General features: G+C 65.3%; 22 protein-coding genes. 10 read left to right on the forward strand and 12 right to left on the reverse strand.

Annotated features, from left to right (window positions below):
* Positions 1–84 precede the first annotated feature (84 nt).
* Positions 85–1695, forward strand: a complete 1611-nt coding sequence (locus I6F12_RS29235; RefSeq protein WP_225157798.1) for an NAD(P)/FAD-dependent oxidoreductase — start codon at positions 85–87, stop codon at positions 1693–1695.
* 274 nt (positions 1696–1969) lie between these two features.
* On the opposite strand, the gene I6F12_RS29240 is transcribed toward I6F12_RS29235, so the two are convergent.
* Positions 1970–2134: a Flp family type IVb pilin gene (locus I6F12_RS29240; protein WP_036006397.1), complete on the reverse strand. Its 165-nt coding sequence runs from the start codon at positions 2132–2134 to the stop codon at positions 1970–1972.
* A gap of 154 nt (positions 2135–2288) precedes the next feature.
* On the opposite strand from I6F12_RS29240, the gene I6F12_RS29245 reads away from it, so the two are divergent.
* Positions 2289–3176 carry a 50S ribosomal protein L11 methyltransferase gene (locus I6F12_RS29245; RefSeq protein WP_225157799.1) on the forward strand — a complete coding sequence of 296 codons (888 nt, stop codon included), beginning with the start codon at positions 2289–2291 and terminating at the stop codon, positions 3174–3176.
* A gap of 39 nt (positions 3177–3215) precedes the next feature.
* Here I6F12_RS29245 and I6F12_RS29250 read toward each other — a convergent pair whose 3' ends face one another.
* The gene (locus I6F12_RS29250) at positions 3216–3395 is read right to left on the reverse strand and encodes a hypothetical protein (protein ID WP_109144965.1); all 180 of its coding nucleotides are present in this window, start codon (positions 3393–3395) and stop codon (positions 3216–3218) included.
* A gap of 187 nt (positions 3396–3582) precedes the next feature.
* Here I6F12_RS29250 and I6F12_RS29255 point away from each other — a divergent pair, with 187 nt between their 5' ends.
* Entirely contained in the window at positions 3583–5412 is a 1830-nt protein-coding gene (locus I6F12_RS29255; protein WP_225157800.1) for an aminopeptidase P family protein, read from the forward strand.
* Positions 5413–5644: 232 nt separating this feature from the next.
* Positions 5645–6919, forward strand: a complete 1275-nt coding sequence (locus tag I6F12_RS29260; RefSeq protein WP_225127801.1) for a multidrug effflux MFS transporter — start codon at positions 5645–5647, stop codon at positions 6917–6919.
* A gap of 175 nt (positions 6920–7094) precedes the next feature.
* Here the strand turns inward: I6F12_RS29260 and ppdK are convergent, their stop codons facing one another.
* Positions 7095–10010, reverse strand: a complete 2916-nt coding sequence (gene ppdK, locus I6F12_RS29265; RefSeq protein ID WP_225157801.1) for a pyruvate, phosphate dikinase — start codon at positions 10008–10010, stop codon at positions 7095–7097.
* Positions 10011–10106: 96 nt separating this feature from the next.
* Positions 10107–10262: a DUF3096 domain-containing protein gene (locus I6F12_RS29270; RefSeq protein ID WP_008562090.1), complete on the reverse strand. Its 156-nt coding sequence runs from the start codon at positions 10260–10262 to the stop codon at positions 10107–10109.
* A 223-nt stretch (positions 10263–10485) separates the two neighbouring features.
* On the opposite strand from I6F12_RS29270, the gene I6F12_RS29275 reads away from it, so the two are divergent.
* Positions 10486–10839, forward strand: coding sequence for a DUF1236 domain-containing protein (locus I6F12_RS29275; RefSeq protein ID WP_036006381.1), 354 nt, complete (start codon positions 10486–10488; stop codon positions 10837–10839).
* Between the two features lie 275 nt (positions 10840–11114).
* On the opposite strand, the gene glyS is transcribed toward I6F12_RS29275, so the two are convergent.
* The 6 genes from glyS to I6F12_RS29305 all read right to left on the reverse strand — a co-directional run bounded on the left by glyS (position 11115) and on the right by I6F12_RS29305 (position 16782).
* Complete coding sequence (glyS, locus tag I6F12_RS29280; protein ID WP_225157802.1) at positions 11115–13226, reverse strand: glycine--tRNA ligase subunit beta; 2112 nt, start codon at positions 13224–13226, stop codon at positions 11115–11117.
* Positions 13226–14164: a glycine--tRNA ligase subunit alpha gene (locus tag I6F12_RS29285; protein ID WP_225157803.1), complete on the reverse strand. Its 939-nt coding sequence runs from the start codon at positions 14162–14164 to the stop codon at positions 13226–13228. Before I6F12_RS29285 ends, glyS begins: the two co-directional genes overlap by 1 nt.
* Positions 14165–14376: 212 nt before the next feature.
* Positions 14377–14568, reverse strand: a complete 192-nt coding sequence (locus tag I6F12_RS29290; RefSeq protein WP_057026308.1) for a hypothetical protein — start codon at positions 14566–14568, stop codon at positions 14377–14379.
* Between the two features lie 104 nt (positions 14569–14672).
* A complete protein-coding gene (locus tag I6F12_RS29295; RefSeq protein ID WP_225157804.1) occupies positions 14673–15581 on the reverse strand; it encodes a S49 family peptidase in 909 nt (302 codons plus the stop codon).
* Between the two features lie 216 nt (positions 15582–15797).
* Positions 15798–16562, reverse strand: a complete 765-nt coding sequence (locus I6F12_RS29300) for a methyltransferase (protein ID WP_036006371.1) — start codon at positions 16560–16562, stop codon at positions 15798–15800.
* A complete protein-coding gene (locus tag I6F12_RS29305; RefSeq protein WP_008562067.1) occupies positions 16555–16782 on the reverse strand; it encodes a DUF2007 domain-containing protein in 228 nt (75 codons plus the stop codon). The genes I6F12_RS29300 and I6F12_RS29305 overlap by 8 nt, the downstream gene beginning before the upstream one ends.
* A gap of 133 nt (positions 16783–16915) precedes the next feature.
* Here I6F12_RS29305 and I6F12_RS29310 point away from each other — a divergent pair, with 133 nt between their 5' ends.
* From I6F12_RS29310 to I6F12_RS29330, 5 genes are all read left to right on the forward strand, one after another.
* Positions 16916–17923 carry a polyprenyl synthetase family protein gene (locus I6F12_RS29310; protein WP_036006386.1) on the forward strand — a complete coding sequence of 336 codons (1008 nt, stop codon included), beginning with the start codon at positions 16916–16918 and terminating at the stop codon, positions 17921–17923.
* 379 nt (positions 17924–18302) lie between these two features.
* On the forward strand, positions 18303–18818 hold the full coding sequence (locus I6F12_RS29315) for a helix-turn-helix domain-containing protein (RefSeq protein ID WP_225157805.1): 516 nt from the start codon (positions 18303–18305) through the stop codon (positions 18816–18818).
* A 1-nt stretch (position 18819) separates the two neighbouring features.
* Positions 18820–20082, forward strand: a complete 1263-nt coding sequence (gene fabF / locus I6F12_RS29320) for a beta-ketoacyl-ACP synthase II (protein WP_225157806.1) — start codon at positions 18820–18822, stop codon at positions 20080–20082.
* Positions 20083–20126: 44 nt separating this feature from the next.
* Positions 20127–20759: a LysE family translocator gene (locus tag I6F12_RS29325; RefSeq protein ID WP_225147838.1), complete on the forward strand. Its 633-nt coding sequence runs from the start codon at positions 20127–20129 to the stop codon at positions 20757–20759.
* Complete coding sequence (locus tag I6F12_RS29330; RefSeq protein WP_225147839.1) at positions 20752–21627, forward strand: alpha/beta hydrolase; 876 nt, start codon at positions 20752–20754, stop codon at positions 21625–21627. The genes I6F12_RS29325 and I6F12_RS29330 overlap by 8 nt, the downstream gene beginning before the upstream one ends.
* Here I6F12_RS29330 and I6F12_RS29335 read toward each other — a convergent pair.
* Positions 21624–22508 carry a 4-(cytidine 5'-diphospho)-2-C-methyl-D-erythritol kinase gene (locus tag I6F12_RS29335; RefSeq protein WP_109144972.1) on the reverse strand — a complete coding sequence of 295 codons (885 nt, stop codon included), beginning with the start codon at positions 22506–22508 and terminating at the stop codon, positions 21624–21626. The genes I6F12_RS29330 and I6F12_RS29335 overlap by 4 nt on opposite strands.
* Before the next feature lie 84 nt (positions 22509–22592).
* Positions 22593–24389, reverse strand: coding sequence for a tetratricopeptide repeat protein (locus I6F12_RS29340; protein WP_036024894.1), 1797 nt, complete (start codon positions 24387–24389; stop codon positions 22593–22595).
* Positions 24390–24640: the final 251 nt, after the last annotated feature.

The raw sequence follows: 24640 nt of genomic DNA on the forward strand, positions 1-24640 counted from the left end.
CCCGGAACCTCGAGATTCTCCGGTGCGGAGCCCGCATCATAGTTCGGCTCTGCCGAGTAGCCCCGGAATTATGCCAAGGAAGTCATGACCGATACGGACGTCATCATCATCGGCGCGGGACATAACGGCCTCACCTGCGCGACCTATTTGGCGATGGCGGGCCTGCGCGTGCGCGTGGTCGAGCGGCGCAAGGTGGTCGGCGGTGCCGCGGTGACGGAGGAGTTTCACCCCGGCTTTCGCAATTCTGTCGCCGCCTACACCGTGAGCCTGCTCAATCCGCAGGTGATCCGTGACCTCAAGCTTGCCGAGCAGGGCCTGCGCATCGTCGAGCGGCGTGCGCAGAATTTTCTGCCCGCGCCGGATGGCAGCTATCTCCTCACCGGCGAGGGGCGAACGAAAGCCTCGGTGGCGCGGCTCAGCGCGCATGATGCGGAAGCGCTCGACGGCTTCGCGCGCGAGCTGGAAGACATTGCCGACGTGCTCAGGCGGTTCGTGCTCCGCGCGCCGCCGAACCTGCTCGACGGTTTTGGCACCAACGCGGTCCGCGAGGCCGTGAACGCTTTGCAGAGCGCCAACATTCTGCGCGGCCTGACGCTGGAACAAAGCCGCAGCCTGCTCGATCTGTTCACGCGCTCGGCCGGCGAGATGCTGGACGAACGTTTCGAGCACGATCTGGTCAAGGCGCTGTTCGGCTTCGACGCCATCGTCGGCAATTATGCCAGCCCCTACGCCGCCGGCTCGGCCTACGTGATGCTGCATCACGCGTTCGGGGAGGTGAACGGCAAGAAGGGCGTGTGGGGCCACGCCATCGGCGGCATGGGCGCACTCACGCAGGCGATGGCGCGCGCGGCACGCGACCGTGGCGTCGTGATCGACACGGATGCCGGTGTGCGCGAGGTCATCGTCGAGCGAGACCGCGCCGTCGGAATCGTGCTGGAGAACGGCTCTGCGATCCGCGCGAAATATGTCGCGGCCAATGTCAATCCAAAGCTGCTCTACACGCGCCTGATCGCGGCCGATGCTCTGCCTGCGGACTTCCTCGCCCGCATCCGGCATTGGAAGAACGGCTCCGGCACCTTCCGGATGAATGTGGCGCTGGACCGCCTGCCCTCCTTCACGGCGCTCTCAGGCGAGGGCGATCACCTCACCTCCGGCATCATCCTGGCGCCGAGCCTCGGCTATATGGATCGCGCCTGGCTCGACGCGCGCGCGCAGGGCTGGAGCCGCGAGCCCGTCGTGGAAATGCTGATCCCCTCGACGCTCGACGACACGCTGGCCCCGGCCGGCAAGCATGTCGCGAGCCTGTTCTGCCAGCATGTCGCCCCAAGGCTTCCCGATGGAAAGTCGTGGGATGACCATCGCGACGAGGTCGCCGATCTCATGATCGCGACGGTGGATAAGTACGCCCCGGGATTTGCGGCGAGCGTGCTCGGCCGTCAGATCCTGTCTCCGCTCGATCTCGAGCGGCAGTTCGGGCTGCTCGGCGGCGACATCTTCCACGGCGCGCTGACATTGAACCAGTTGTTCTCGGCGCGGCCGATGCTGGGCCACGCCGATTATCGCGGGCCGCTGAGAGGCCTCTACCATTGCGGATCCGGCGCCCATCCCGGCGGCGGCGTCACCGGCGCCCCCGGCCATAACGCCGCGCAGGCGATCCTGCGGGATCACCGCGCCCTGTTCGGGAGCCGTGGATAGGGCTGTGGATTGGCGGTGGACAGGCTGTCGAAAGGCCTGTGAGCGGCCAGAGGAGGCCTGGGCGATACGGCCAGGAGCGATCCTGGGGAAAGCCGGTGGGAAATCGGCGAGGCGATCAGGGGAAAAGTGGTGGATAAAGTCCGGACAAGCAGGCGGATAAGCTGTGAAGTCGGGCGGCAAAAACGACCTCGCCCGCCAGGGGAGACCCCTAGCGGGCGGTGATCAGAAACAGCCTTTGAAGAAAATAGCCCCCGCTGGAAAATGGCGGCGGAAATTACTTCAAGGAGGTGCTAATCGAAGTGAACTTCTCGTTCATGGTGGTGCCCAGGCCGTTCACCACGGTAATGATCGCCAGGGCGATACCCGCGGCGATCAGGCCGTATTCGATCGCGGTTGCACCGGACTCATCCGACCAGAACTTCTGAATCATGCGCTTCAAGACTCGCCTCCGTTTCAATTCAAAGCTGCGTGGACTTGCTTGTACATCCGAAAATATACGGGCCACACACTGCAGGCGCGTTAATATGGGAACCTCAACTTGTCCGAAAACTGGGCAGCAAAAGTTCCAAAAATTGAACGCGACGGAACCCTGAATGCAGCCTTCCCCGACCCATCGCGCCAGCTTTTCGATTGGCAGCGAAGCCGACGCCAAGCGCGTCGTCGACGTGCTCACCGAGGTCTTTTTCGACGGCGATGCGGCGGTCGCCGCGTTCGAACGGCCTGACGGACGCTGGGACGTCACGTTGCATTTCGCCGCAGCGCCCGATCAGGCATGGCTGCGCGAACTCGTTGCAACTTCAGCAGGAAATGAGATCGCGGCGACGCTCGTCTTCGACACTGTCGAAGCCAAGGACTGGGTCAAAGCCAGCCTTGAAGATCTTGTCCCGGTGCCGGCCGGCCGCTTCGTCGTGCACGGCAGCCACGATCGCGACCGTGTGGCGCCGAACAAGCTTGCCATCGAGATCGAGGCGGCGCTCGCCTTCGGCACCGGTCACCATGGCACGACGCGCGGCTGTTTACTTCTGCTTGACCATGTCCTGAAGAGCTCCCGCCCAAGGAGCCTGCTCGATCTCGGCACCGGCACGGGCGTGCTGGCGATCGCGGCGGCGAAGGCGCTGCATCGCGCGGTGCTCGCTTCCGACATCGATCCGCCATCGGTCCGGGTGGCCGCCGAGAACGCCACGCTGAACGAAGTTGGCAACCATGTGCGGGTGATCCGCGCGACCGGCTTTGCCGCGCCAGATTTTGCGCGTGCAGGCCCGTTCGACCTGGTGCTCGCCAATATCCTTGCCAATCCGTTGCGGCAATTGGCGAGCCCGATGACGCGGCACCTTGCGCCTGGCGCCCCCGTCATCCTCTCCGGCCTCTTGACGCACCAGGCGCCCGCCGTGATCGCCGCCTACCGCGCCCGCGGCCTCGTGCCGGTGAAGCATCTGCGCATCGAGGGGTGGAGCAGTCTGCTGCTGAGGAAGGTGGGATGAACTAACCGCGTCGCGACGGCGGTGCGCTCCCTCGCCGCGCTACTCGGCCGGCTTCTCGTCGCGGCGTGACGCGCGCTTGCCCCGCAAGGCGCGTTTGGCGCGGCGCTCGGCGAAACGGTCGATCATCTGGCTGATGAGGCCGCGCGGCTTCTTCGGTACTGCCGCTATCGGAGCGCGGCGCGCCGGAGGCGAAATCTTCTCAAAGGTGAACGCTGGCATTGTGTGTCCCCTCGCCGTTGAGATGAACCACCCGCTCGAATTTCCCTGTTATCCGGACGAAGCGCAACTGCCGCATCCTTTACTCCACTCAATTCGAATGGAACTATTTCAAGCACAGTCCATGCCAGATGCGACGCAAATGCGTCTACATTGCGGACTGATCTCCATGATCCTAAAGTGATCCACCATGTTCGAAGCGCACTTCCAGACATTCGAGGAGCCGGAGGCCGGCGTCGCGTTGGCGGCACGACTGGCCGCACTTCGCGAAGAACTTGCCCGTCGCAAGTTGACCGGCTTCGTCGTGCCACGTGCCGACCAGCAGCAGAACGAATATGTGCCGCCATCGGAAGAGCGGCTCGCCTGGCTGACCGGCTTTACCGGCTCGGCGGGCCTAGCAGTGGTTCTGCCGCAGGAGGCTGCGCTGTTCGTCGACGGCCGCTACACGCTGCAGGCGGCCAAGCAGGTCGATGCCAAGGCATGGGTAGTGGAATCGCTGATCGACCCGCCGCCGGAGAGCTGGGTGGCGGCGCATCTGAAAGCCGGCGACCGCCTCGGATTTGATCCGTGGCTGCACACTTTTTCGGCAGCCGAGCGATTGTCCGCCGCCTGCGCCAAGGCCGGGGCCGAGCTGGTCGCGGTCGACAGCAATCCGATCGACGCGATCTGGCAGGACCGGCCGCAGCCGCCGATCGCCCCCGTCGCGGTGCACAGCCTTCAGCACGCCGGTATCACTGAAGCGGAGAAGCTGACCCAGATCAGGGCCGAGATCGCCAAGCTCGGCACCGATGCCTTGGTGCTGTCGGACAGTCACGCGGTGGCCTGGACCTTCAACATCCGCGGCGCCGACGTCGCCCATACGCCGCTGCCACTGTCCTACGCGCTGGTACCGAAGGACGGCCGTCCCACCATCTTCATCGACCACCGCAAGCTCTCCAACCTCACGCGCGACCATCTCGAGCAGTCCGCCGACGTGCGCGAACCGGACGCCATGGCGCCGACGCTGATGGCGCTGGCCAAGAGCGGTGCGGCCATTGCGCTCGACAATGCCACAGCGGCCGACGCACTCAGCCGCCTGATCAGCGGAGCCGGCGGCAAGCCGGTGCGCGGCAGCGATCCGGTTGCACTGCTCAAGGCGGTCAAGAACGCGACCGAGATCAAGGGCACCAAGACGGCTCATTTGCGCGACGCCGTGGCGCTGGCACGCTTCCTCGCCTGGATCGATCGCGAGGCGCCAAGCGGCAAGCTCACCGAGATCGACGCGGTCGAGGCGCTGGAAACCTTCCGCCGCGACACTGGCGCGCTCAGGGACGTCTCGTTCCCGACCATCTCCGGCACCGGCCCGAACGGCGCCATCGTGCATTACCGCGTCACCCGCAAGAGCAACCGGCGGATCGCGCCCGGCGATCTCCTGCTGATCGATTCCGGCGCGCAATATGAAGACGGCACCACCGACGTCACGCGCACCATGGCGGTCGGCGAGCCGACGGATGAGATGCGCGACCGCTTCACCCGCGTGCTGCGCGGCCACATCGCGATCGCGCGCGCCGTCTTTCCGGACGGCACCACGGGCGCGCAACTCGACACGCTGGCGCGGCAATATCTCTGGGCCGTCGGGCTCGATTTCGAGCACGGCACCGGCCACGGCGTCGGCAGCTATCTCTCGGTGCACGAAGGACCGGCACGAATTTCGAAGCTCGGCACCACGCCGTTGAAGCGCGGCATGATCCTGTCGAACGAGCCCGGCTACTACAAGACCGATGGCTTCGGCATCCGCATCGAGAATCTCGAGCTGGTCGTCGCCGCCGACATCAAGGGTGCCGAGAAGCCGATGAACGCGTTCGAGACGCTGACCCTGGCGCCGATCGACCGCCGTCTGATCGATGTCGCGATGCTGAGCCGCGACGAGCTCGATTGGCTGAACGCGTACCATGCGCGCGTCAGGGACGACGTGCGGCCGGCGCTGGACGAGGCGACGAAGACCTGGCTCGATCAGGCCACGGCGGAGCTGAAGCTCTAACTCCGTCATAAGACTGCCTGCGTAGGGTGGGCAAAGCATCCGCTGCCGCTCGAAGAGCGGAGGCGGATGCGTGCCCACCATCCATCTCCGGGTGACGGCAGCAATGGTGGGCACGCCGCGCAAAGAGCGCGTCTTTGCCCAACCTACAGGCCCAGCGCCTTGACGCCTCGCGCATAGCCGTATGCCGAAATGAGCGTATTCGCTCGCAACGCGATGCGGCTAGTGTCCGGCGATGCACGGCATCATCAGCAAGCCGCCCGAAGCGGCCGGCAACCTCGCGACCTCGCGTCTGGTGTTGCTGCTGCTGGTGGTGATGACCGGGGTCGCACCGATCTCGCTCTACATCCTGGTTCCGGCGCTGCCGGTGCTGGCGACGGATTTCGGCAGCGACATCTCGATCGCGCAGATGACGGTGTCGCTCTACATGGTCGGCATCGCGCTGTCGCAGCTGATCATGGGGCCGCTGTCGGACCGGTTCGGGCGGCGTCCGGTGCTGCTCGGAGGACTTGCACTGATGGTGGCGGCCAGCGTCGCCTGCATTTTCGCCGAGACCCTGCCGCAATTGATCGCCGCACGCTTCTTCCAGGCGCTCGGCGGCGCATCCGGCATGGTGATCAGCCGGGCCATCATCCGCGACATCTACGAGCGCGACCGCGTCGCCTCGATGATCAGCCTCGTGGTCGCGGCGCTGATGATCGGGCAGATGGTCTCGCCGCTCACCGGCGGCCTGATCGAGACCGCGTTGGGATGGCGCGCGATCTTTTATGCCATCACCATCGCCGCCATCGTCGTTGCCGTCGGGATCGCCTTGGCGCTGCCTGAGACCCGCCGCAGCCGCGCCGCCGGCAGCGGCTTCCGCGGCGATATCGGCATGCTCATCCGCAACCGCGCCTTCGTCGGCTATGTGATGTGCCAAGTGCTGGCGTCCCAGATCATCTTCACCTTCGCCGGTGGCGGGCCCTACATCGTGGTGACGCAGATGGGCCGCAGCAGCGCCGAATACGGCGCCTGGTTCGCAACGACGGGCTTTGCGTTTCTGGTCGGCAACCTGCTCTGCGTGCGCTTTGCGCCGCGCCACTCACTGGAGAAGCTGATCTGGTTCGGGCTCGCCCTGCAACTCTGCGGCAGCCTTGCGAACCTAATCTGGAGCTTCGTCGGCTGGAACGAGGCGCCCGCCTGGCTGTTCGGCACCCATATGATCGTGATGGCCGGCAATGCCTTCGTGATGGCGAATTCCGCCGCCGGCGCCATCAGCATCCGTCCCGAAGCGGCCGGCACCGCCTCGGGCGCGATGGGCTTCCTGCAGCAAGGCATTGGCGCGCTGATGTCGCAGTTCGGCGCCTATCTCGGCGGCCACTCCGCAACGACGCTGCCGCTGACCTCCGCGGTCCTCGCGATCTCGATCCTTTGCGCCTGCGTGATGATGTTCGTCGTGCCCCGCCGCGAGGCGGTAGCGAGCGAGGCGCTGATCGGGCAGGCCGAGGAGGATGAGACGGGGATGATGTGAGGGGCGCCGAGTAGAGTCCCTCTGCGGAACGACTCTGGATTGCTTCGTGGAGCCTGTCATCGGGCCGCGCTTTGCGCGGACCCGGTGGCTCGCAATGACGACGCGGAGAGAGCAGTGCCAAAAATGAGAGGCGGGGCTGGGCCCCGCCTCTCTCAATTCAAGTCTGTGTTTCGGCTTACGCCTGGCTCGCGATCGCCTTGCCGAGCGCGGCCTGCGCCGCTGCAAGCCGCGCGATCGGCACGCGGTAGGGCGAGCAGGAGACGTAGTCGAGACCGATATGGTGGCAGAAGGCGACGGAGGCGGGATCGCCGCCGTGCTCGCCGCAGATGCCGACCTTGAGCGAAGTGCGGGTCTTGCGGCCGCGCGCAACGCCGATCTTGACCAGCTCGCCGACGCCTTCCTGATCCAGCGAGATGAAAGGGTCCACCGAGAGGATACCCTTGGCGACGTAGGGACCGAGGAAGCTCGCCGCGTCGTCGCGGCTGATGCCGTAAGTCGTCTGCGTCAAGTCGTTGGTGCCGAACGAGAAGAACTCGGCCGACTCTGCGATCTCGCCCGCGAGCAGGCAGGCGCGCGGCAGCTCGATCATGGTGCCGACCTGATAGGCCAGCTTGGTGTTGGTCTCGCGCATCACGGCCTGTGCGGTGGCATCGATCCGTGCCTTGACCAGGTCGAGCTCGGCCTTGGTCGCGATCAGCGGCACCATCACCTCGAGGCCGACGGCCTTGCCGGTGCGCTTCTGCGCCTCGACCGCCGCCTCGAAGATCGCGCGGGCCTGCATCTCGGCGATCTCGGGATAGGCGATGGCGATGCGGCAGCCGCGGAAGCCGAGCATCGGGTTGAACTCCGAGAGCTCCCGGGCGCGGTCGGCGAGGCGCCGCGGGTCGGTGTTCATGGCGCGCGCCACTTCCTCGACCTCGGCATGGGTGTGCGGCAGAAATTCATGAAGGGGAGGATCCAGAAGCCGGATCGTGACGGGCAGGCCCTTCATGATCTCGAACAGCTCGACGAAGTCGGCGCGCTGCATCGGCAGCAGTTTTGCCAGCGCGGCGCGGCGCGACTGCTCATCCTCGGAGAGGATCATCTCGCGCACAGTGCGGATGCGCGTCTCCTCGAAGAACATGTGCTCGGTGCGGCAGAGGCCGATCCCTTCCGCGCCGAACTTGATCGCCGTGCGCGCGTCGTCAGGCGTGTCGCCGTTGACCCGGACGCCGATCTTGCGGACCTGGTCGGCCCAATTCATCAGCGTGCCGAACTCGCCGGACAGCTCCGGCTCGATCATCGGCATGCGGCCGGCGAGCACCTGGCCGAGCGAGCCGTCGATGGTGATGACATCACCGGTCTTGAAGGTGCGCGAGCCGATGCTCATGGTGCCGCGGCCGTAATCGACGCGGATTGTGCCGCAGCCGGAGACGCAGGGCTTGCCCATGCCGCGCGCGACCACCGCCGCGTGCGAGGTCATGCCGCCGCGCGTGGTCAGGATGCCTTCGGCGGCGTGCATGCCGTGGATGTCTTCCGGGCTGGTCTCGATGCGGACCAAAATCACCTTGCGTCCGTCGCCCTGAAGCTTGGCCGCCTCGTCCGAGGAGAACACGATCTCGCCGGAGGCCGCACCCGGCGAAGCCGGCAGGCCGGTTGCGATCACGTCGCGCTTGGCGTTGGGATCGATGGTTGGATGCAGGAGCTGGTCGAGCGAGGCCGGATCGATCCGCGTCACCGCTTCCTTCTTCGAGATCAGGCCCTCATTGGCGAGCTCGACCGCGATACGCAGCGCCGCCTTGGCGGTGCGCTTGCCGCCGCGGGTTTGGAGCATCCAGAGCTTACCCTGCTCGACGGTGAACTCCATGTCCTGCATGTCGCGGTAGTGCTTCTCGAGCAGCGTGTAGATCCGCGTCAGCTCCTTGAAGGCTTCCGGCATCGCCGCTTCCATCGACGCCTTGTCGGAGCCCGACTCCTTGCGCGCCTCCTCGGTGATGTCCTGCGGCGTGCGGATGCCCGCGACCACGTCCTCGCCTTGTGCGTTGATCAGGAACTCGCCGTAGAGCTTGCTCTCGCCGGTCGAGGGGTTGCGGGTGAAGGCAACGCCCGTGGCCGATGTCTCGCCCATGTTGCCGAACACCATGGCCTGCACGTTGACCGCGGTGCCCCAGGATTCCGGAATGTCGTGCAGCTTGCGGTAGGTCACCGCGCGCGCGTTCATCCAGGATGAGAACACCGCGCCGATCGCGCCCCAGAGCTGGTCGTGCGGATCCTGCGGGAATTCCTTGCCGGTCTCGCGTGCGACCGCGTCCTTGTACTTGCCGACCAGTTCGACCCAGTCCTCGGCGGACAGATCGGTGTCGAGCGTGTAGCCCTGGCTGTCCTTGAAGGTGTCGAGGATCTCCTCGAAGTGATGATGCTCGAAGCCGAGCACCACGTCGGAATACATCGTGATGAAGCGGCGATAGCTGTCATAGGCGAAACGGCGGTCGCCCGACAGCTCGGCCAGCGCTTCCACGGTCTGGTCGTTGAGGCCGAGATTGAGCACGGTGTCCATCATGCCCGGCATCGAGGCGCGCGCGCCGGAGCGCACCGAGACGAGCAGCGGGTTCCTGGTGTCGCCGAACACCTTGCCGGTCAACTTGCCGACATAGTCGAGCGCCTTCTCAACCTGCGGCTTCAGTTCCTTCGGGTAGGTCTTGTCGTGCTCGTAGAAATAGGTGCAGACCGAGGTCGGGATGGTGAAGCCCGGAGGCACCGGCAGGCCGAGATTGGCCATCTCAGCGAGGTTGGCGCCCTTGCCGCCGAGCAGGTCGCGCATTTCCGTCCGGCCCTCGGCCTTGCCGTCACCGAACGTGTAGACCCATTTGCCGGCCTTCGCCGCTGCCGGCGCCGCCTTGGCAGGCACAACCTTCTTCGGCGCAGGCTTCGCGGCAACCTTCGGCGAAGCCGCCTTGGTCATTGCCTTTGCCACCGGCTTTGCAGTGGGTTTGGCGACCGGCTTCGGCGCGCTCTTGGCCAGCGCCTTGCGGGCCGCCGGCGCGGCCTTCGCCTTGGCGGAGGGCTTTGATTTCGCTGCAGTTTTAGAAGGCTTCGAGGCGGCTTTGGCCATAGCTTGCACACAACCTGCGAGAGGAATGGGAAATCGCGGGCCTTACACCACTTTGGGCGGGCCCGCGCAAGACGGACAGTTCCGAAAAGTGAACGCCTAGAAGCGGAGCCACTTCAGGAGCCCGAGCCCGATCGCGCCGTTGACGATGAGGAAGATCGCGACGATGAGGTTGAGAAGCCGCGGCATGATCAGGATGAGCACGCCCGCAATCAACGACAGGATCGGCGAAATGTGGGCGACGGTGATGTGCATGAACTATCTTTCTGTGAGGTGAGGCGAATCGCGCGCGGATCATAACCGGATGGGTTCCGGGAGTAGAGATGCGCAAGGGCTGCTGCGAGTTCCGGCCTCACGAAAACTGCCCGAAATTGCCGCGAATGCGGCATGCCTTTTCCCGGAACATTGGCTTGAGGCACGCATTGGCAACCGGTCGCGCCGCTCGCGCGCCCGCAGAATCACGTCGAAGGAGTTGTCCATGCGGAACAGGATTTTTGCTCTCGCAGCGCTCGCGGCCGCAACCGGCGCGCCCCTTGCGGCGCAGGCGCAAAGCGATGTCACGATTGGACGCGCGCCCGCCATGGTCGACGGCGCGCCGACGATTGCCGTCGAACAACGGCCCGCCTTCCGCGAATATGTCGTTGAACAACGTGTGCCGCCCTTCCGCATTCCGGATCGCGTGGTGGTCGGCACCACCTTACCCGAGGCAGGCGTCACCTATTATGACGTGCCGCAACGTTTCGGCGCCACGACCTATCGCTACACCGTCGTGAACGGCGAAACCGTGCTGGTCGAGCCGCGCTCGCGCCGCATCGTCGAGGTGCTGGACTAAAGACGCAGCCGCTCCATTCGATGTCCGGCGCGTCACATCAGGCTGGCGCGAGCAGTGTTAAATCGGACATCAGGCCCCGCCCGGTCCTCCCCCCGCCGGGCGGGGCTTCTTTGGGCAAGCCACATCAGCAGCCGTCATTCCGGGACACGCCGGAGGCGTGGGCTATGGTGCGCAATTGCGCACCTGAGAATCCATACTCACGATCGTGGTTATGGATTCCGGGCTCGCGCTACGCGCGCCCCGGAATGACAGCGGTGTTTGCCGCAAACCGCGCCTCAATCCTGGATCTTCGAGAAGTCCGCTACCGCGCGCGTGGCGCTGCGGATCTCGTTGAGGAGCTTCAGGCGGTTCTCGCGTACCTTGGGATCGTCGTCATTGACGCGCACCTTGTCGAAGAAGGCATCGACCGGCGGACGCAGCTTTGCCATCGCACTCATCGCGGCGGCGAAGTCTTCCTTGGCCACCGCAGCGCTGGCTTCCGCCTTGACCTCACCGATCGCCTTGGCCAGCGCCTTCTCCTCAGCGAGGCTGTAGAGCGCAGCATCTGGCTCGTGATCGTACTCGCGTTTATCCCTCTTCTCTTCGATAGCTAGAATGTTGCTCGCGCGTTTTGTCCCTGCCAGCAAATTCTTTCCATCATCGCTATCAAGCAATCTTCCGAGAGCCTCGATGCGATCCACGATCGAAATGAGCGAGTGCCCCTTAAAAAGCGATTCCGCACTCAAAACGGCATCGACCAGATCGTGTCGGGCCTTCTGATCCTTGAGCTGGACCTTCAGGCGATCCTCAAAAAAGAGCATCAAGTCATCGATCTTATCGACAACCTCAAGATACTTCTTTCTGTATGAATTCTCGAAGTGCTTTTCGACAATGTTTCGAAGACTGATCTTGATCCGCCGTTCAAGAACTATCCTGATGACGCCAAGTGCCGCGCGACGGAGCGCATATGGGTCTTTGCTCCCGGTTGGCTTTTCATCAATCGCCCAGAAACCGACTAGCGTATCCAACTTGTCGGCGAGCGCCACCACGACGCTGACCGGATCGGTCGGAACGCGATCAGCAGGCCCTTGCGGCTTGTAGTGCTCCTCGCAGGCCGCGGCGACGGAGGCGTCTTCGCCCTGAGCCAGCGCATAGTATTTGCCCATCAGGCCCTGCACTTCCGGGAATTCGCCGACGACTTCCGTCAGCAGATCTGCCTTTGCCAGATGCGCCGCGCGCGTCGCCTTGGCGACATCGGCGCCGACCAGCGGCGCGATCTCGGCGGCCAGGCGCTCGATGCGCTTGATGCGTTCCGCCTGCGTCCCGAGCTTCTCGTGAAACACGATCTGATCGAACTTCGGCAGCCGGCCCTCGAGCTTGGTCTTGAGGTCGGTCTCGTAGAAGAACTTCGCATCCGACAGCCGCGCGCGGATCACGCGCTCGTTGCCGGCAATGATGGTTTTGCCACCGTCGGTCGCCTCGATATTGGCGACCAGGATGAACTTGCTCGCGAGCTTGCCCGTCTTGGGGTCGCGCACCACGAAACACTTCTGGTTGTTGCGGATGGTGGCGCGGATGACTTCGTCAGGAGTCTTCAAGAACTCCGGCTCGAACGAGCCCATCAGCACGACCGGCCACTCGACGAGACCGGCGACCTCGTCGAGCAGATTCTGGTCCTCGACCAGCTCAAAACCTTGCGCGAAGGCCAGCTGCTTGGCGTCGGTGAGGATGGCGTCCTTGCGGCGCTCGGGGTCGAGCACGACTTTTGCTGCAAGAAGCTTAGCCTCGTAGTCCTCGAAGCGGCGCACGGAGATCGGCGCCGGCGCAAGGAAGCGATGACCGTAAGTGGTCTGGCCGCTCTCGATGCCGTCGACCTCGAATTTCACGACATCGGGCTCTTCGGTCTCGGGGCCGAAGGTCGCGGTGATCGCGTGCAGCGGACGCACCCAGTTCAGCGAGCCGGGCTTGCCCGAGCGCGCGCCCCAGCGCATCGATTTGGGCCAGGGGAAGGTGCGGATGATGACAGGCAGGATCTCGGCGAGCACGTCGATCGCGTCGCGGCCGGGCTTCTCGATCAAGCCGATGTAGAAATCACCCTTGGGGTCGCGCTGGATTTTGGCTTCGTCCAACGACTTCAAACCGGTTGCCTTGAGGAAGCCCTGCACGGCCGCATCGGGCGCGCCGACCTTCGGGCCGCGACGCTCGGTCTTCAGATCAGGCTGGCGCGCTGGGATGCCGTGCACGGTGAGCGCAAGGCGGCGCGGCGTCGCGAACGCCTTTGCGCCCTCATAGACTAGGCCTTCGGCAACCAGCTTGTCGGTGACCATGCGGCGCAGATCGTCCGCCGCCTTCGCCTGCATGCGCGCGGGAATTTCTTCGGAAAACAGTTCAAGCAAAAGATCGGGCATCAGGCCGCTCCGCCCCCTTCAGTGTGGATCCAGGCCTCGCCACACGCTTTTGCCAGCTCGCGCACGCGCAGAATGTAGCTCTGCCGCTCGGTCACGGAGATCACGCCGCGGGCATCGAGCAGGTTGAAGACGTGGCTCGCCTTGATGCACTGGTCATAGGCCGGCAGCGCCATCAGATGCTGTTTCCGGTTGCCGCCGTCGCGCCAGCCCGCGTCGAGATATTTTTTGCAGGCCGCTTCCGCCATCTTGAACTGCTCGAACAGCATCGCGGTGTCGGCATACTCGAAATTGTGCCGCGAATATTCCTGCTCGGCCTGCAGGAACACGTCGCCATAGGTGACCTTCTGATCACCGTCGCGCCCATTGAAATTGAGGTCGTAGACGCGGTCGACGCCCTGCACATACATCGCGAGGCGCTCGAGGCCGTAGGTGAGCTCGCCCGCGACCGGCGCGCATTCGAAGCCGGCGACCTGCTGAAAGTATGTGAACTGGCTGACTTCCATGCCGTCGCACCAGCATTCCCACCCGAGGCCCCAGGCGCCCAGGGTCGGGCTCTCCCAATCGTCCTCGACGAAGCGGATGTCGTGCACGGCGGAATCGATACCGATCGCGGCGAGCGACTTCAGGTACAGCTCCTGAAGGTTCGGCGGCGACGGCTTCATGATCACCTGGAACTGGTAATAGTGCTGCATCCGGTTCGGGTTCTCGCCGTAACGGCCGTCCTTGGGCCGGCGCGAGGGCTGCACATAGGCCGCGTTCCACGGCTTTGGCCCAAGCGCGCGCAGCGTGGTCGCCGGATGGAAGGTGCCCGCGCCCATTTCCATGTCATAGGGCTGCAGGATCACGCAGCCCTGCTCGGCCCAGAACCGCTGGAGCGCGAGGATGAAGCCCTGGAACGAGCGTTCCGGGCGCATATGGGCGGGCAATGAGGCGTCCATCGTCAGATCGGGCTCTCGCGGGGGGTTTTGAATCGCGCGGGACCGTATCGACGGCGGGGATGGGAATCAAGGCGAAGGGGCCGGATTCGGGCGTCATTCCGGGGCGCCCGCAGGGCGAGCCCGGAATCCATTGCGCCGCTCACTCCGTGGTTCGATGGATTCCGGGTTCTCGCTTCGCGAGCCCCGGAATGACGAACGCGTGGAGGTGTGCCCTAACCCGGCCGGTAAGCTCCGGTCACGGGGTCGCGCTTCAGCGTCTGGATATCCCCCATACGGGCGGCCTCGGCGACGCGCGACAGGCGCATCTCCTCAAGCTCCTGGTTGATCCGGATGGCGGTCTTGTAGGCCCAGCGGACCACGGCAAGCCCGCCCAGGACGCCCGCGAAAGCGACGAACGGCGGCATCGGTCGATCCTCGTCTCATGCTCAGCCCCCACACGCATTGTTGCGCAGATGGACCTGCGCCGCAATTGGCGCCGCCCGGGCGAAATGGCGCGGGAGCGCGAGACCTAGAACCCGAATTTCGCCCAAATGGCCCGCGTCTCGACCGCCGAGATCAGCTCGTCCGGCAGCCCGGCCATTGATTCCAGGGCCGAAAGCTGCCCCGCGCCGGGCGATTTCCGGCCCAAAAGGCCGGAGAGCAGCCCGGTCGGCTGCGCAATCACGGGGGTGAGAACCTTCTCACCATAACGGGCACGAAGAGTTGAGCGGAGATCGCCGATGCTGTCGGCGAGCCCCAGCGCGATCGCGCTGTCCCCCGCCCAGTATTCGCCCGTGAACAGCGTGTCGTCCGCTCCCTTCAGCCGGGCGCCGCGGCTTTCCTTGACCAGCGCGATGAAGATCTGGTGGATCTCGCGCTGGATCGCCTTCAGCCTCATGACGTCATCCGGGTTTTCCGGAAGAAACGGGTCGAGCATCGCCTTGTGCTCGCCCGAGGTGTAGAGGCGCCGCTCGATGCCGAGCCGCCTGATCGCCTCCTGAAAACCGAAACTGCCGCCGACCACGCCGATCGAGCCGAGGATCGAGGAGGGATCGCAGATGATCTCGTTGCCCGCGCAGGCGATCATGTAACCACCGGAGGCCGCAACGTCCTCGACGAACACGAGCACCGGCAGCTTCTTCTCCGCGGCGAGCTGCTTGATGCGCAAGTAGATCTGGCGCGACTGCACCGGCGAACCGCCGGGCGAGTTGATCACCAGCGCCACGGCCTTGGCGTGCCGATAGGAAAACGCGCGCTCGAGCACCCGCGCGACGCTGGCAAGCGTCAGGCCCGGACGCAGCGGCGTCACCGCACCGATCACACCGGACAGCCGCACCACCGGCACGACCGCCGTGCCGGGACGAAAGCGCGCCGGCAGATATTGCATGAGCTTGTCGGCCAGGCCGGAACTCTCACGATCGTTCAATTGTTCGGCCATGGCCTTACCTCTGATTAACCATTTCTTATCACGCGAGTGTCATTGAAAGTGCCAGGAACGTGTTTTGCAGAATCCGCGTTGGGAAGCTGCAATAGGCAGCGGAAGGAAACGCCATGAAGATCTATCTGCTGTTGCTGTTGATCGGTGCGCTTTTCACGGCGCTTCACTTTACGTCGCCGCAAGAGCAACAGACGGAATCGCTTCCGCAATAAGCCGTCACGGCCTCGCCAGCGGCAACGCCGCCCTCCCCTCCAGAATATCCTTCACCTCTTTCTTCGGCACGTTTGACTCCTCGTTGAGCATGAGGCCCGGCAGCAATTGCGTCGGTGCCCGGCCGCCTTTGACTGCGCGCACCAGCACCCGGATGGCAGGCTTTCCCGCTTCGCCATGAACCGGCAGGATCGCGAGGCTGCCGAAGCCGCGTGACAGCGCTGCCACGACGTCGCCAATTCCGTCCGCGCGCCAGATCAGGGTCAGCACGCCGCTCGATCGGAGAATGCGCCGGGCTGCATGCACCCACGCATGCAGCGTCTCCTCCCTCGCCACATGCGCGGTGTGGCGCGCCTGATCCGGCGAGCCGCGATGGCGTGCGGGGTCGTTGAAGGGCGGGTTCATCAATACGGCGTCGGAACCGTCGGGCAGAAGTCCGTTCGCTGCAAACGCCTGCGCGTCGGCGGTGACGTCGAGCACGATGACCTCGGCAGGAATCGCGTTCGCGGCGGCGTTGGCCCGCGCGAGCTGCGCCAGTTCCGGATCGATCTCGACCAGGCTGAGCCTGATCCCCGCGACGCGCCGCGCCAGCGCAAGGCCCGCCGTGCCGACGCCGGCGCCAAGCTCGACCACGCGGTCACCCGCCTTAGCGTCGGTCGCTGCTGCCAGCAGGATGGCGTCGTGCCCGGCGCGGTGGCCTGACCGCTTCTGCATCAAGCGCAACTGCCCGCCGAGAAACGCGTCCTCGGTAATATCAGCGGCCTCAATCATCGCCGCGCAGTTCGTGGCTGAGGCCTGCCTCGGTGAGGAGCGCCCTGGCTTCCTCGGCGTCGTCCTCATGAACCAGGATCCGCCGCGGCAGAATGCCGAGAGACCCCTCGATGATGCTCATGTTCTGGTCCAGCACCAGATGATGGATGTTGGCGCCGTCGAGCAGCGCGCCAATCGCCGACACCAGCACCATATCGTTGGTCCGAACCAGTTCACGCAAAACGGAGGTCTCCTGCCTGAAAGTGGCTAACGCGGCAAATGTCAATGGTTCCGCGGCCCTTGCCGCATCCGCCGCCAGTTTCTATTGTATTTCCATCAGAATAGCCCTTCCGGGGCAAATATTGGAGACCGGCGTGGCCGTCATCGTACCTTTCGAAACCCCCGGCGCGTCGATCGAAGAGCTGGTTGCCCTTGTCGCTCCCGATATGGAGCGCGTCAATGCCACGATCCTGTCGCGGACGGGCTCCGACGTGACCATGATCCCTGAAGTGGCCAACCACTTGATCTCCTCGGGCGGCAAGCGCCTGCGCCCGATGCTGACGCTCGCCATGGCCAACCTCGCCGGCTACACCGGTGACGGCCACATCAAGTTAGCTGCCAGCGTCGAGTTCATGCACACCGCCACCCTGCTCCACGACGACGTGGTCGACGAGAGCGAGATGCGCCGCGGCAAGCTGTCGGCGCGCATGCTTTGGGGCAACGAGGCAAGCGTGCTGGTCGGCGACTTCCTGCTCGGCCAGGCCTTCCGCATGATGGTCGAGGTCGGCTCGCTGCGCGCGCTCGACATCCTCTCCGCGGCGGCCGCCACCATCGCCGAGGGCGAGGTGATGCAGCTCGCCGCCGCCAAGAACACCGCGACCACCGAGGACGAATATCTCGCCGTGATCCGCGGCAAGACCGCCGAATTGTTCGCCGCCGCCTGCGAGGTCGGCCCCGTGATCGCGAACCGCCCGAAGGCGGAGCAGACTGCCTGCCGCTCGGTCGGCATGAATCTCGGCATCGCCTTCCAGCTCGTCGACGACGTGCTCGATTATGGCGGCAAGAGCGCCAAGCTCGGCAAGAACACCGGCGACGATTTCCGCGAAGGCAAGATCACGCTGCCCGTCGTGCTCGCCTTCCGCCGCGGCAATGACACCGAGCGCGCCTTCTGGATCCGGGCGCTCGAGCGCGGCGAGATCGGCGATTCCGATCTCGATCACGCCATCGGCCTGATGAACAAGCACCGCGCGCTCGAGGACACGCTGATCCGCGCCCAGCACTACGGCGCCATGGCCGTGGATGCGCTGGCGCTGTTCCCGCCCTCGCCGATGAAGAGCGCGCTGGAGCAGGTCGTGGCGTTCTGCTTGGCAAGATCGCATTAGGCGACTGACGCTCACGCTTTGCGCGCTCCCTGCACCCGTCATTGCGAGCGTAGCGAAGCAATCCAGAATCCCGCCGCGGAAACAGTCTGGATTGCCTCGCTGCGTTCGCAATGACGGAGTACGCGACGGCACCGCTTGCTCTCGTGTCCCGGACGCGCTGCAGCGTGAAACGCTGCTGCGCAGAGCCGGGACCCATGCGACATCCGCAATCATGATCAATATGAGTCCCGGCTCTGCAGCGCACCGCTAGGGGGCGCTGCGCTGCGTCCGGGGCACGAGAGCGCGCTTCATCTCACCAGCAGAATCCAGCCTCACTCGCTCCACATGGCTCCCCGCGCGGTCACTTGCATTTTGCAAGTTACTGACCTACCTTCCCGCCATGCAGCCCAAATCCCCTTCGATCCTGGAATGCCCGGTCGGCCGCGCGGTGGAGACGGTCGGCGAATGGTGGAGCATCCTGATTCTGCGCGATGCATTTCAGGGTGCGACGAAATTCGACGAGTTCTCGCAAGGCCTCGGCATTGCGCCGAACATCCTGTCGCGGCGGCTGGCGCATCTGACCGAAAGCGGCATGTTCGTGCGTCGCCGCTATCAGGAGCGCCCGCCGCGCTACGAATATGTGCTGACGGACAAGGCGCGGGATTTCTTCCCGGTGATCGCTACGCTGCTCGCCTGGGGCAACAAGCATCTGGCGCCGAAAGGCGAATCCATCCTGCTGGCGAACCGGAGCGACGTCCGCCCGCTCGAGCCGATTGTGGTCGATGCCGCCGACAAGCGCCCGATCACGCTCGCCAATGCGGTCGTCGTCGCAGGTCCCCGCGCCAGCCGCGGCATGCGCGCACGGCTTGCTTCGCTCAAGGCCATGAACCCGGCCGTCGCGCCGGCTGGAGACTGACATGCGTCGTATCGTCGTGACGGGAATGGGCGCGGTGTCGCCGCTTGGCTGCGGCGTCGAATTGACGTGGCGGCGGCTGCTCGCCGGGCAAAGCGGGCTGCGCCTGTTGCCGGAATGGGCAGAGGCGCTGCCGGCGCGCATTGCAGGCCTCGTGCCCGATAAGACCGATGATGCCGAAGGCGGTTTTGATCCGGCGCAGGCTGCCGCGCCCAAGGATCAGCGCAAGATGGACCGCTTCATCCTGTTCGCGCTGCTCGCGACGGCAGAAGCCGTCGCGCAAGCCAAATGGACACCGCAGGATGCTGGCGCGCTCGAGCGCACCGCGACGATCATCGCCTCCGGCGTCGGCGGCTTTCCTGCGATGGCGGAGGCGGTGCGCATCACCGCGCAGCGCGGCGCGCGCCGGCTGTCGCCGTTCACGATCCCCTCGTTCCTCGCCAATCTCGCCGCCGGCCACATCTCGATCAAATACGGCTACAAGGGCGCGCTGGGCACGCCCGTCACGGCCTGCGCCGCCGGCGTGCAGGCGATCGGCGATGCCGCACGCATGATCCGATCAGGCGAAGTTGACGTTGCGATCTGCGGCGGCGCGGAGGCCTGCATCGACATCGTCAGCGTCGGCGGCTTTGCGGCGGCGCGCGCACTGTCGAGCGGCTTCAACGACGAGCCCGCGCGCGCCTCGCGTCCGTTCGATCGCAACCGCGACGGTTTCGTGATGGGCGAAGGCGCCGGCATCCTGGTGATCGAGGCGCTGGAGCATGCGCAGGCGCGCGGCGCGACGCCGATCGCCGAGATCGTCGGCTACGGCACGACCGCGGACGCCTATCACATGACCTCGGGGCCGCCGGATGGCGATGGTGCCCGCCGCGCCATGGAGATCGCGCTTCGGCAGGCCAAGCTTGCGCCCGCGGATGTGCAGCACCTGAACGCGCACGCGACCTCGACACCGGCCGGCGACGAAAGCGAGCTAGGCGCCATCGGCGCGCTGTTCGGCCGCAACCGCGGCATTGCCGTGAGCGCGACCAAATCGGCCACGGGTCACCTGCTCGGCGCCGCCGGCGGGCTGGAAGCGGTTTTCACCGTGCTCGCGTTGCGCGACCAGATCGCGCCGCCCACGCTCAATCTCGAAAACCCCGATGCGGGCGCCGAAGGCATCGATATCGTCGCAGGCAGCGCGCGGCCGATGCCGATGCAGCATGCCATCTCCAACGGGTTCGGCTTCGGCGGGGTCAATGCCAGCGTGATCTTGCGCCGGCTGGGATAAGCGAGAGGCCTTGCAATCGCCGCCCGCTCCGCTACGAAAACGGCATGATCGAAACGAATTTCTGGCTGTTCCTGGCCGCAGCTCTCCTCGTTGCCGCCGTTCCCGGCCCTGGCATTTTTTACGTCGCGGCGCGAACCTTGTCGGAGGGGCGTGGCAGCGGCTTCGCCTCGACCGCGGGCACGGCGCTGGGCGGACTGGTTCATGTGGTCGCGGGCAGCCTCGGCATCTCCGCCATCATCCTGGCCAGCGCGGAGCTGTTTGCCGCCGTGAAATTCGTCGGCGCGCTCTATCTGGTCTGGCTCGGCATCAAGACGTTTCGCAGCGCCGGCAACAACCTGTCGCTCGGGAGCGAGCCGATCGGCGACAAGCGCGCGTTTCGCGACGGCGTGCTGGTCGAAGCGCTCAATCCGAAGACCGCGGCATTCTTCCTCGCCTTCATTCCACAGTTTCTCGATCCGTCGGACTCGAACCCGACGCTGCAATTCATCCTGCTCGGTGCGATCTCCGTGGCCCTGAACACGCTCGCCGATGTCGTGGTGGTGCTGATGGCCTCCGCGACGCGCGCGCAGCTGACCGGACGGCCGCTTCTGATGCGTCGCCTCACGCAGGGCTCCGGCGTCTTCATCGCGGGCCTCGGCCTCTCGCTCGCCCTGGCGCGGCGGCCGGCCAATGGCTAGCGCCCCGCAAAGCCGCTTCTATGAATCGCACGGCCTGCGGCTGCACTACGCCGACTGGGGCAACGAGGGCGCACCCACCGCCATCCTGGTGCACGGCGGCCGCGATCATTGCCGCAGCTGGGATCACATCGCGCGCTCGCTGCAACCGCATTTTCGCGTCGTTGCGCCCGATCTCCGTGGTCACGGCGATTCCGACTGGACGAAAGGCGGCAGCTACGCGCTGACAGAATACGTGTACGATCTCGTGCAGCTGGTTCGCACCTTAGCCACGCCTCAGGTCACTCTCATCGGCCATTCGATGGGCGGCATGGTGAGCCTGATCTTTTCGGGCGCATTCCCCGAACAGGTCACGAGGCTCGTCGTCCTCGACGGCGTGACCATGTTGCCGGACACACCGAAGCCGCCGGCGCATGAGCGCATCGGCAGATGGGTCGGCCAGCTCGACAAGCTCCACGACCGCACCCCGCGCCGCTATCCGAGCCTCGAGGACGCGGCCGCACAGATGGTGCTTCACAACAAGCGCCTGTCACGGGACCTCGCGCTGCATCTCGCCAGGCATGGCGCGCGGCAGAACGAGGACGGCAGCTACAGCTGGAAATTCGATCCCTATCAGCGCGCCTCCGCGCCACATCGGCTCTGGCCCGACGATCACATCGAGCTGTGGTCGCGGATCACGTGCCCGACGCTGCTGCTCAATGCCGGCGAAAGCTTTCTAGCGGGCGCTCGCTCCGCCGGCCTGGAGCGATACTTCCAGAACGCGAGCGTTAAGACTATTGCCGGGGCGGGACACTGGCTGCAGCACGACAAGCCGCAGGAGGTGTTGGGTGAGATCCGGCGGTTTCTCGAGCTCAACGAGGACGAAGGCTAGCTCAACGTGCCCGCATGCACCCACCAGGCGGGGTGATCGCGCCGGATCGTTTCGGCCGCGGCATGTGCCTCCTCAGATGCGCCGTAGATCGCAAAGCACGTCGCGCCCGAGCCGGACATGCGGGCGAGCTTGACGCCGGCGGAATCGCGCAAGGCGTCCAGCACCTCGCCGATCACAGGCTCGATCCGCAGCGCGGGTGCTTCGAGATCGTTGGCGACCGTGTCGAGAACCTCGACCCAATCGGAAATCGAGCCGCCTTCGCCGGGCCAGGCCGGTGCGCGGATGACGTCGGTGACGCCGACCAGGAGCTCGCCGTTGCGCAGGCCCAGCGCCTGGAACACGTCCTTGGTGGCGACAGGCACACGCGGATTGACCATGACGCAAGGCATGCTCGGCAGCGCGAGCGGCAGCAGCTGCTCACCGACGCCGGTCATGTCGCAGGCGCGCGAGAGGAGGCACACCGGCACGTCGGCGCCGGTTGCGAGCGCGACCTTCTGAATGCGGGGATCATCGAGCGACAGATCGTTGAGACGCGCCAGGAGCCGCAGCGCGGCCGCGGCATCCGCCGAGCCGCCGCCGATGCCGGCTGCAACGGGGAGCACCTTGTCGAGCGCGAAGGCGCCAAGCTGCAGGCCAGGGATCGCCTCGGCAAGGAGCTTGGCGGCCTTGAGCACGAGATTGTCGGCTGTGTCGCCGCAGGCGGCAGCCAGCGGCCCAGTCGTGGTGAGCTTCAGCTCCCCGCCCGGCTCCAAGGTGAGCCGGTCGGCGCAGTCGGCAAACGCGACCACGCTTTCGAGATCATGATAACCATCGGCACGACGGCCGACGACGCGAAGGCTCAAATTGACCTTCGCCCGTCCCTCTTCAATCAACGCCGACATTGGCGATCAGCCCCCAAGACTCACTTGTTTGCGCATGATCTGATCGGAAAACCGCTCCACACTTTTCCGGATCATGCGCCTAGCTTAGCCGCCCTTGCCGTCGTCCTTCTTCTTTTCGGCCTGCGCCGCAGAAGAGTTCGAATTGTCGTCGGGAAGGCCGTTGGCGATCTTGGCCTCGATCTTCGGCAGCTCTTCCGGCTCGGGCTTGAGATCGCGCGCATGCGACCACTGGAATTTTGCCTCCAGCGTGCGGCCGACTCGCCAATAGGCGTCGCCAAGGTGGTCGTTGATGGTGGGATCCTCGGGCTTGAGATCGATCGCACGCTCGAGGTTCTTCACCGCCTCCTCGAAATTGCCGATGCGGTAATAGGCCCAGCCGAGGGAATCGACGATGTAGCCGTCGTCGGGACGCTGCTCGACGGCCCGCTTGATCATCTTCATGCCTTCGTCGAGATTCACGCCCTGGTCGATCCAGGAATAGCCGAGATAGTTGAGGACGTGCGGCTGGTCGGGCTGCAGCTCCAGCGCCTTCTTCATGTCGGCCTCGGCCTTGGCCCATTGCTTGGAGCGCTCCTGGCAGATGCCGCGATAATAGTACCAGACGCTGTTGGCCTTGTCGTTGCCGGGCGGCAGCACCTCGATGCCTCGTGAATAGGTCGCGCCGCAATCGCCGAACCGCTTGCGGCCGCGCTCGATGTTGCCGAGCGCCATGATGGCTTCGAGGTCCTTGGGATCCTCCGAGGTGACGCCCTTGAGGATCTTGATCGCCTCGTCGGTGCGGTCGGCGGAATCGAGATCGATGGCGAGCTGAATCTGCGCGTTGCGCTTGAGCGGCGAGTTGGCGGGCACGCGCTCGTAGACCTTGATCGCCATCTTCGGCCGCTTGACCGATTCGTAGAGATCGGCGAGCGACAGCAGTGCCAGCGGATGCGTCGGCTGCAGGTAGAGCGAGAGCTGGAGATAGACCAGCGCCAGATCCTCGCCACCGCGGCGGGTCAGCGTCGCGCCGATGCCGTAGAGCGCTTCGGCGGCGCCGGCCTGCGCGGAATCGACCAGCGGCGGCATCTTCTTGCCGGCCTTGGTCTCGCGCAGGCCTTCCTGGATCAGCGGATGGCGCGCGAGCTTCTTGTCGAAGGCCTGATAGATGTTGGTAGCCGCGGCGGAATCCTTGTTGCGCGACAGCCAGCGCGCATAGGCCTCGGTCACGCGCAGCATGGAATCGTCGAGCTTGTAGGCGCGCTCGAAGCGCGTGCCGGCGTCCTTCTCCTTGCCGGAGAGCTCCAGGATCATGCCGGTGTGGAGATCCTTGAACAGCGGATACCATTCCGGACCTGTCAGCTTGTCGATGGTGGCGACACCACCCTTGGCATCGCCCGCACCATAGGCGGCCCAGCCCGACAGCAGCGTGGCGACGAGATCGGTGATCGGACCACGGATCGACTGGTTGATGTTGGTCTGCGCCGCGACGTACTTCTTCAGCTTGAGATCGTGCACGCCGACGACGAGACGGGCGACGCGGTTGGTCTTGTCGATGGTGAGGATGCGCTCGGCGAGCTTGACCGCCTCCTCGATGTCGCCGTCGGCGACCGACGAGATGAAGGCACGGTCGAGCAGCTCGTTGTTCTTGGGATCGGTGCGGAGCGCCGAACGGTAGAATGCGGCGGCCGAGGTCGCGTCGCGCTCAACGCTAGCATGGCGGGCGGCGAGATAGCTGCCGGCGCCGGTGAGCGACTTCAGATCGTTTCGCGTCGGAAATTGCGCCGCCGTGTTTTCCGGATGATCCGGCGTCTGCGCCAGGACCGCGCCGGGGACCGTCGCGATCGCGGTGCCCATGAGGGCGATGGCGGCAGCAGTCCAGCGGTTGAAACGATTTGAAAACATCAGGGCTCGCCTTGAGTTGGGTGGTGCCTGGGTTTGCAGCAGAAGACCGTATCGCAAGCGAACGCGGCCGGTGACATCCGGGCCCGGAACCGTCAGGCCGACAATGCCGCTTTTGGCGCTTCGCCGCAAGGATTCGGACCCGGGAAGATCCCCTCCGCACGCCCAAACCGGCCCATTGAAACCGCGCCAGCGCCCCAAGACGCCGCCACTATGGCCTTATCGTGGCCGCGGCGGGTCGCCGCAGCCCCGTC

Origin of the sequence: Bradyrhizobium sp. IC4059 (genome assembly GCF_020193615.1) — a bacterium.
GTDB lineage: Bacteria > Pseudomonadota > Alphaproteobacteria > Rhizobiales > Xanthobacteraceae > Bradyrhizobium > Bradyrhizobium yuanmingense.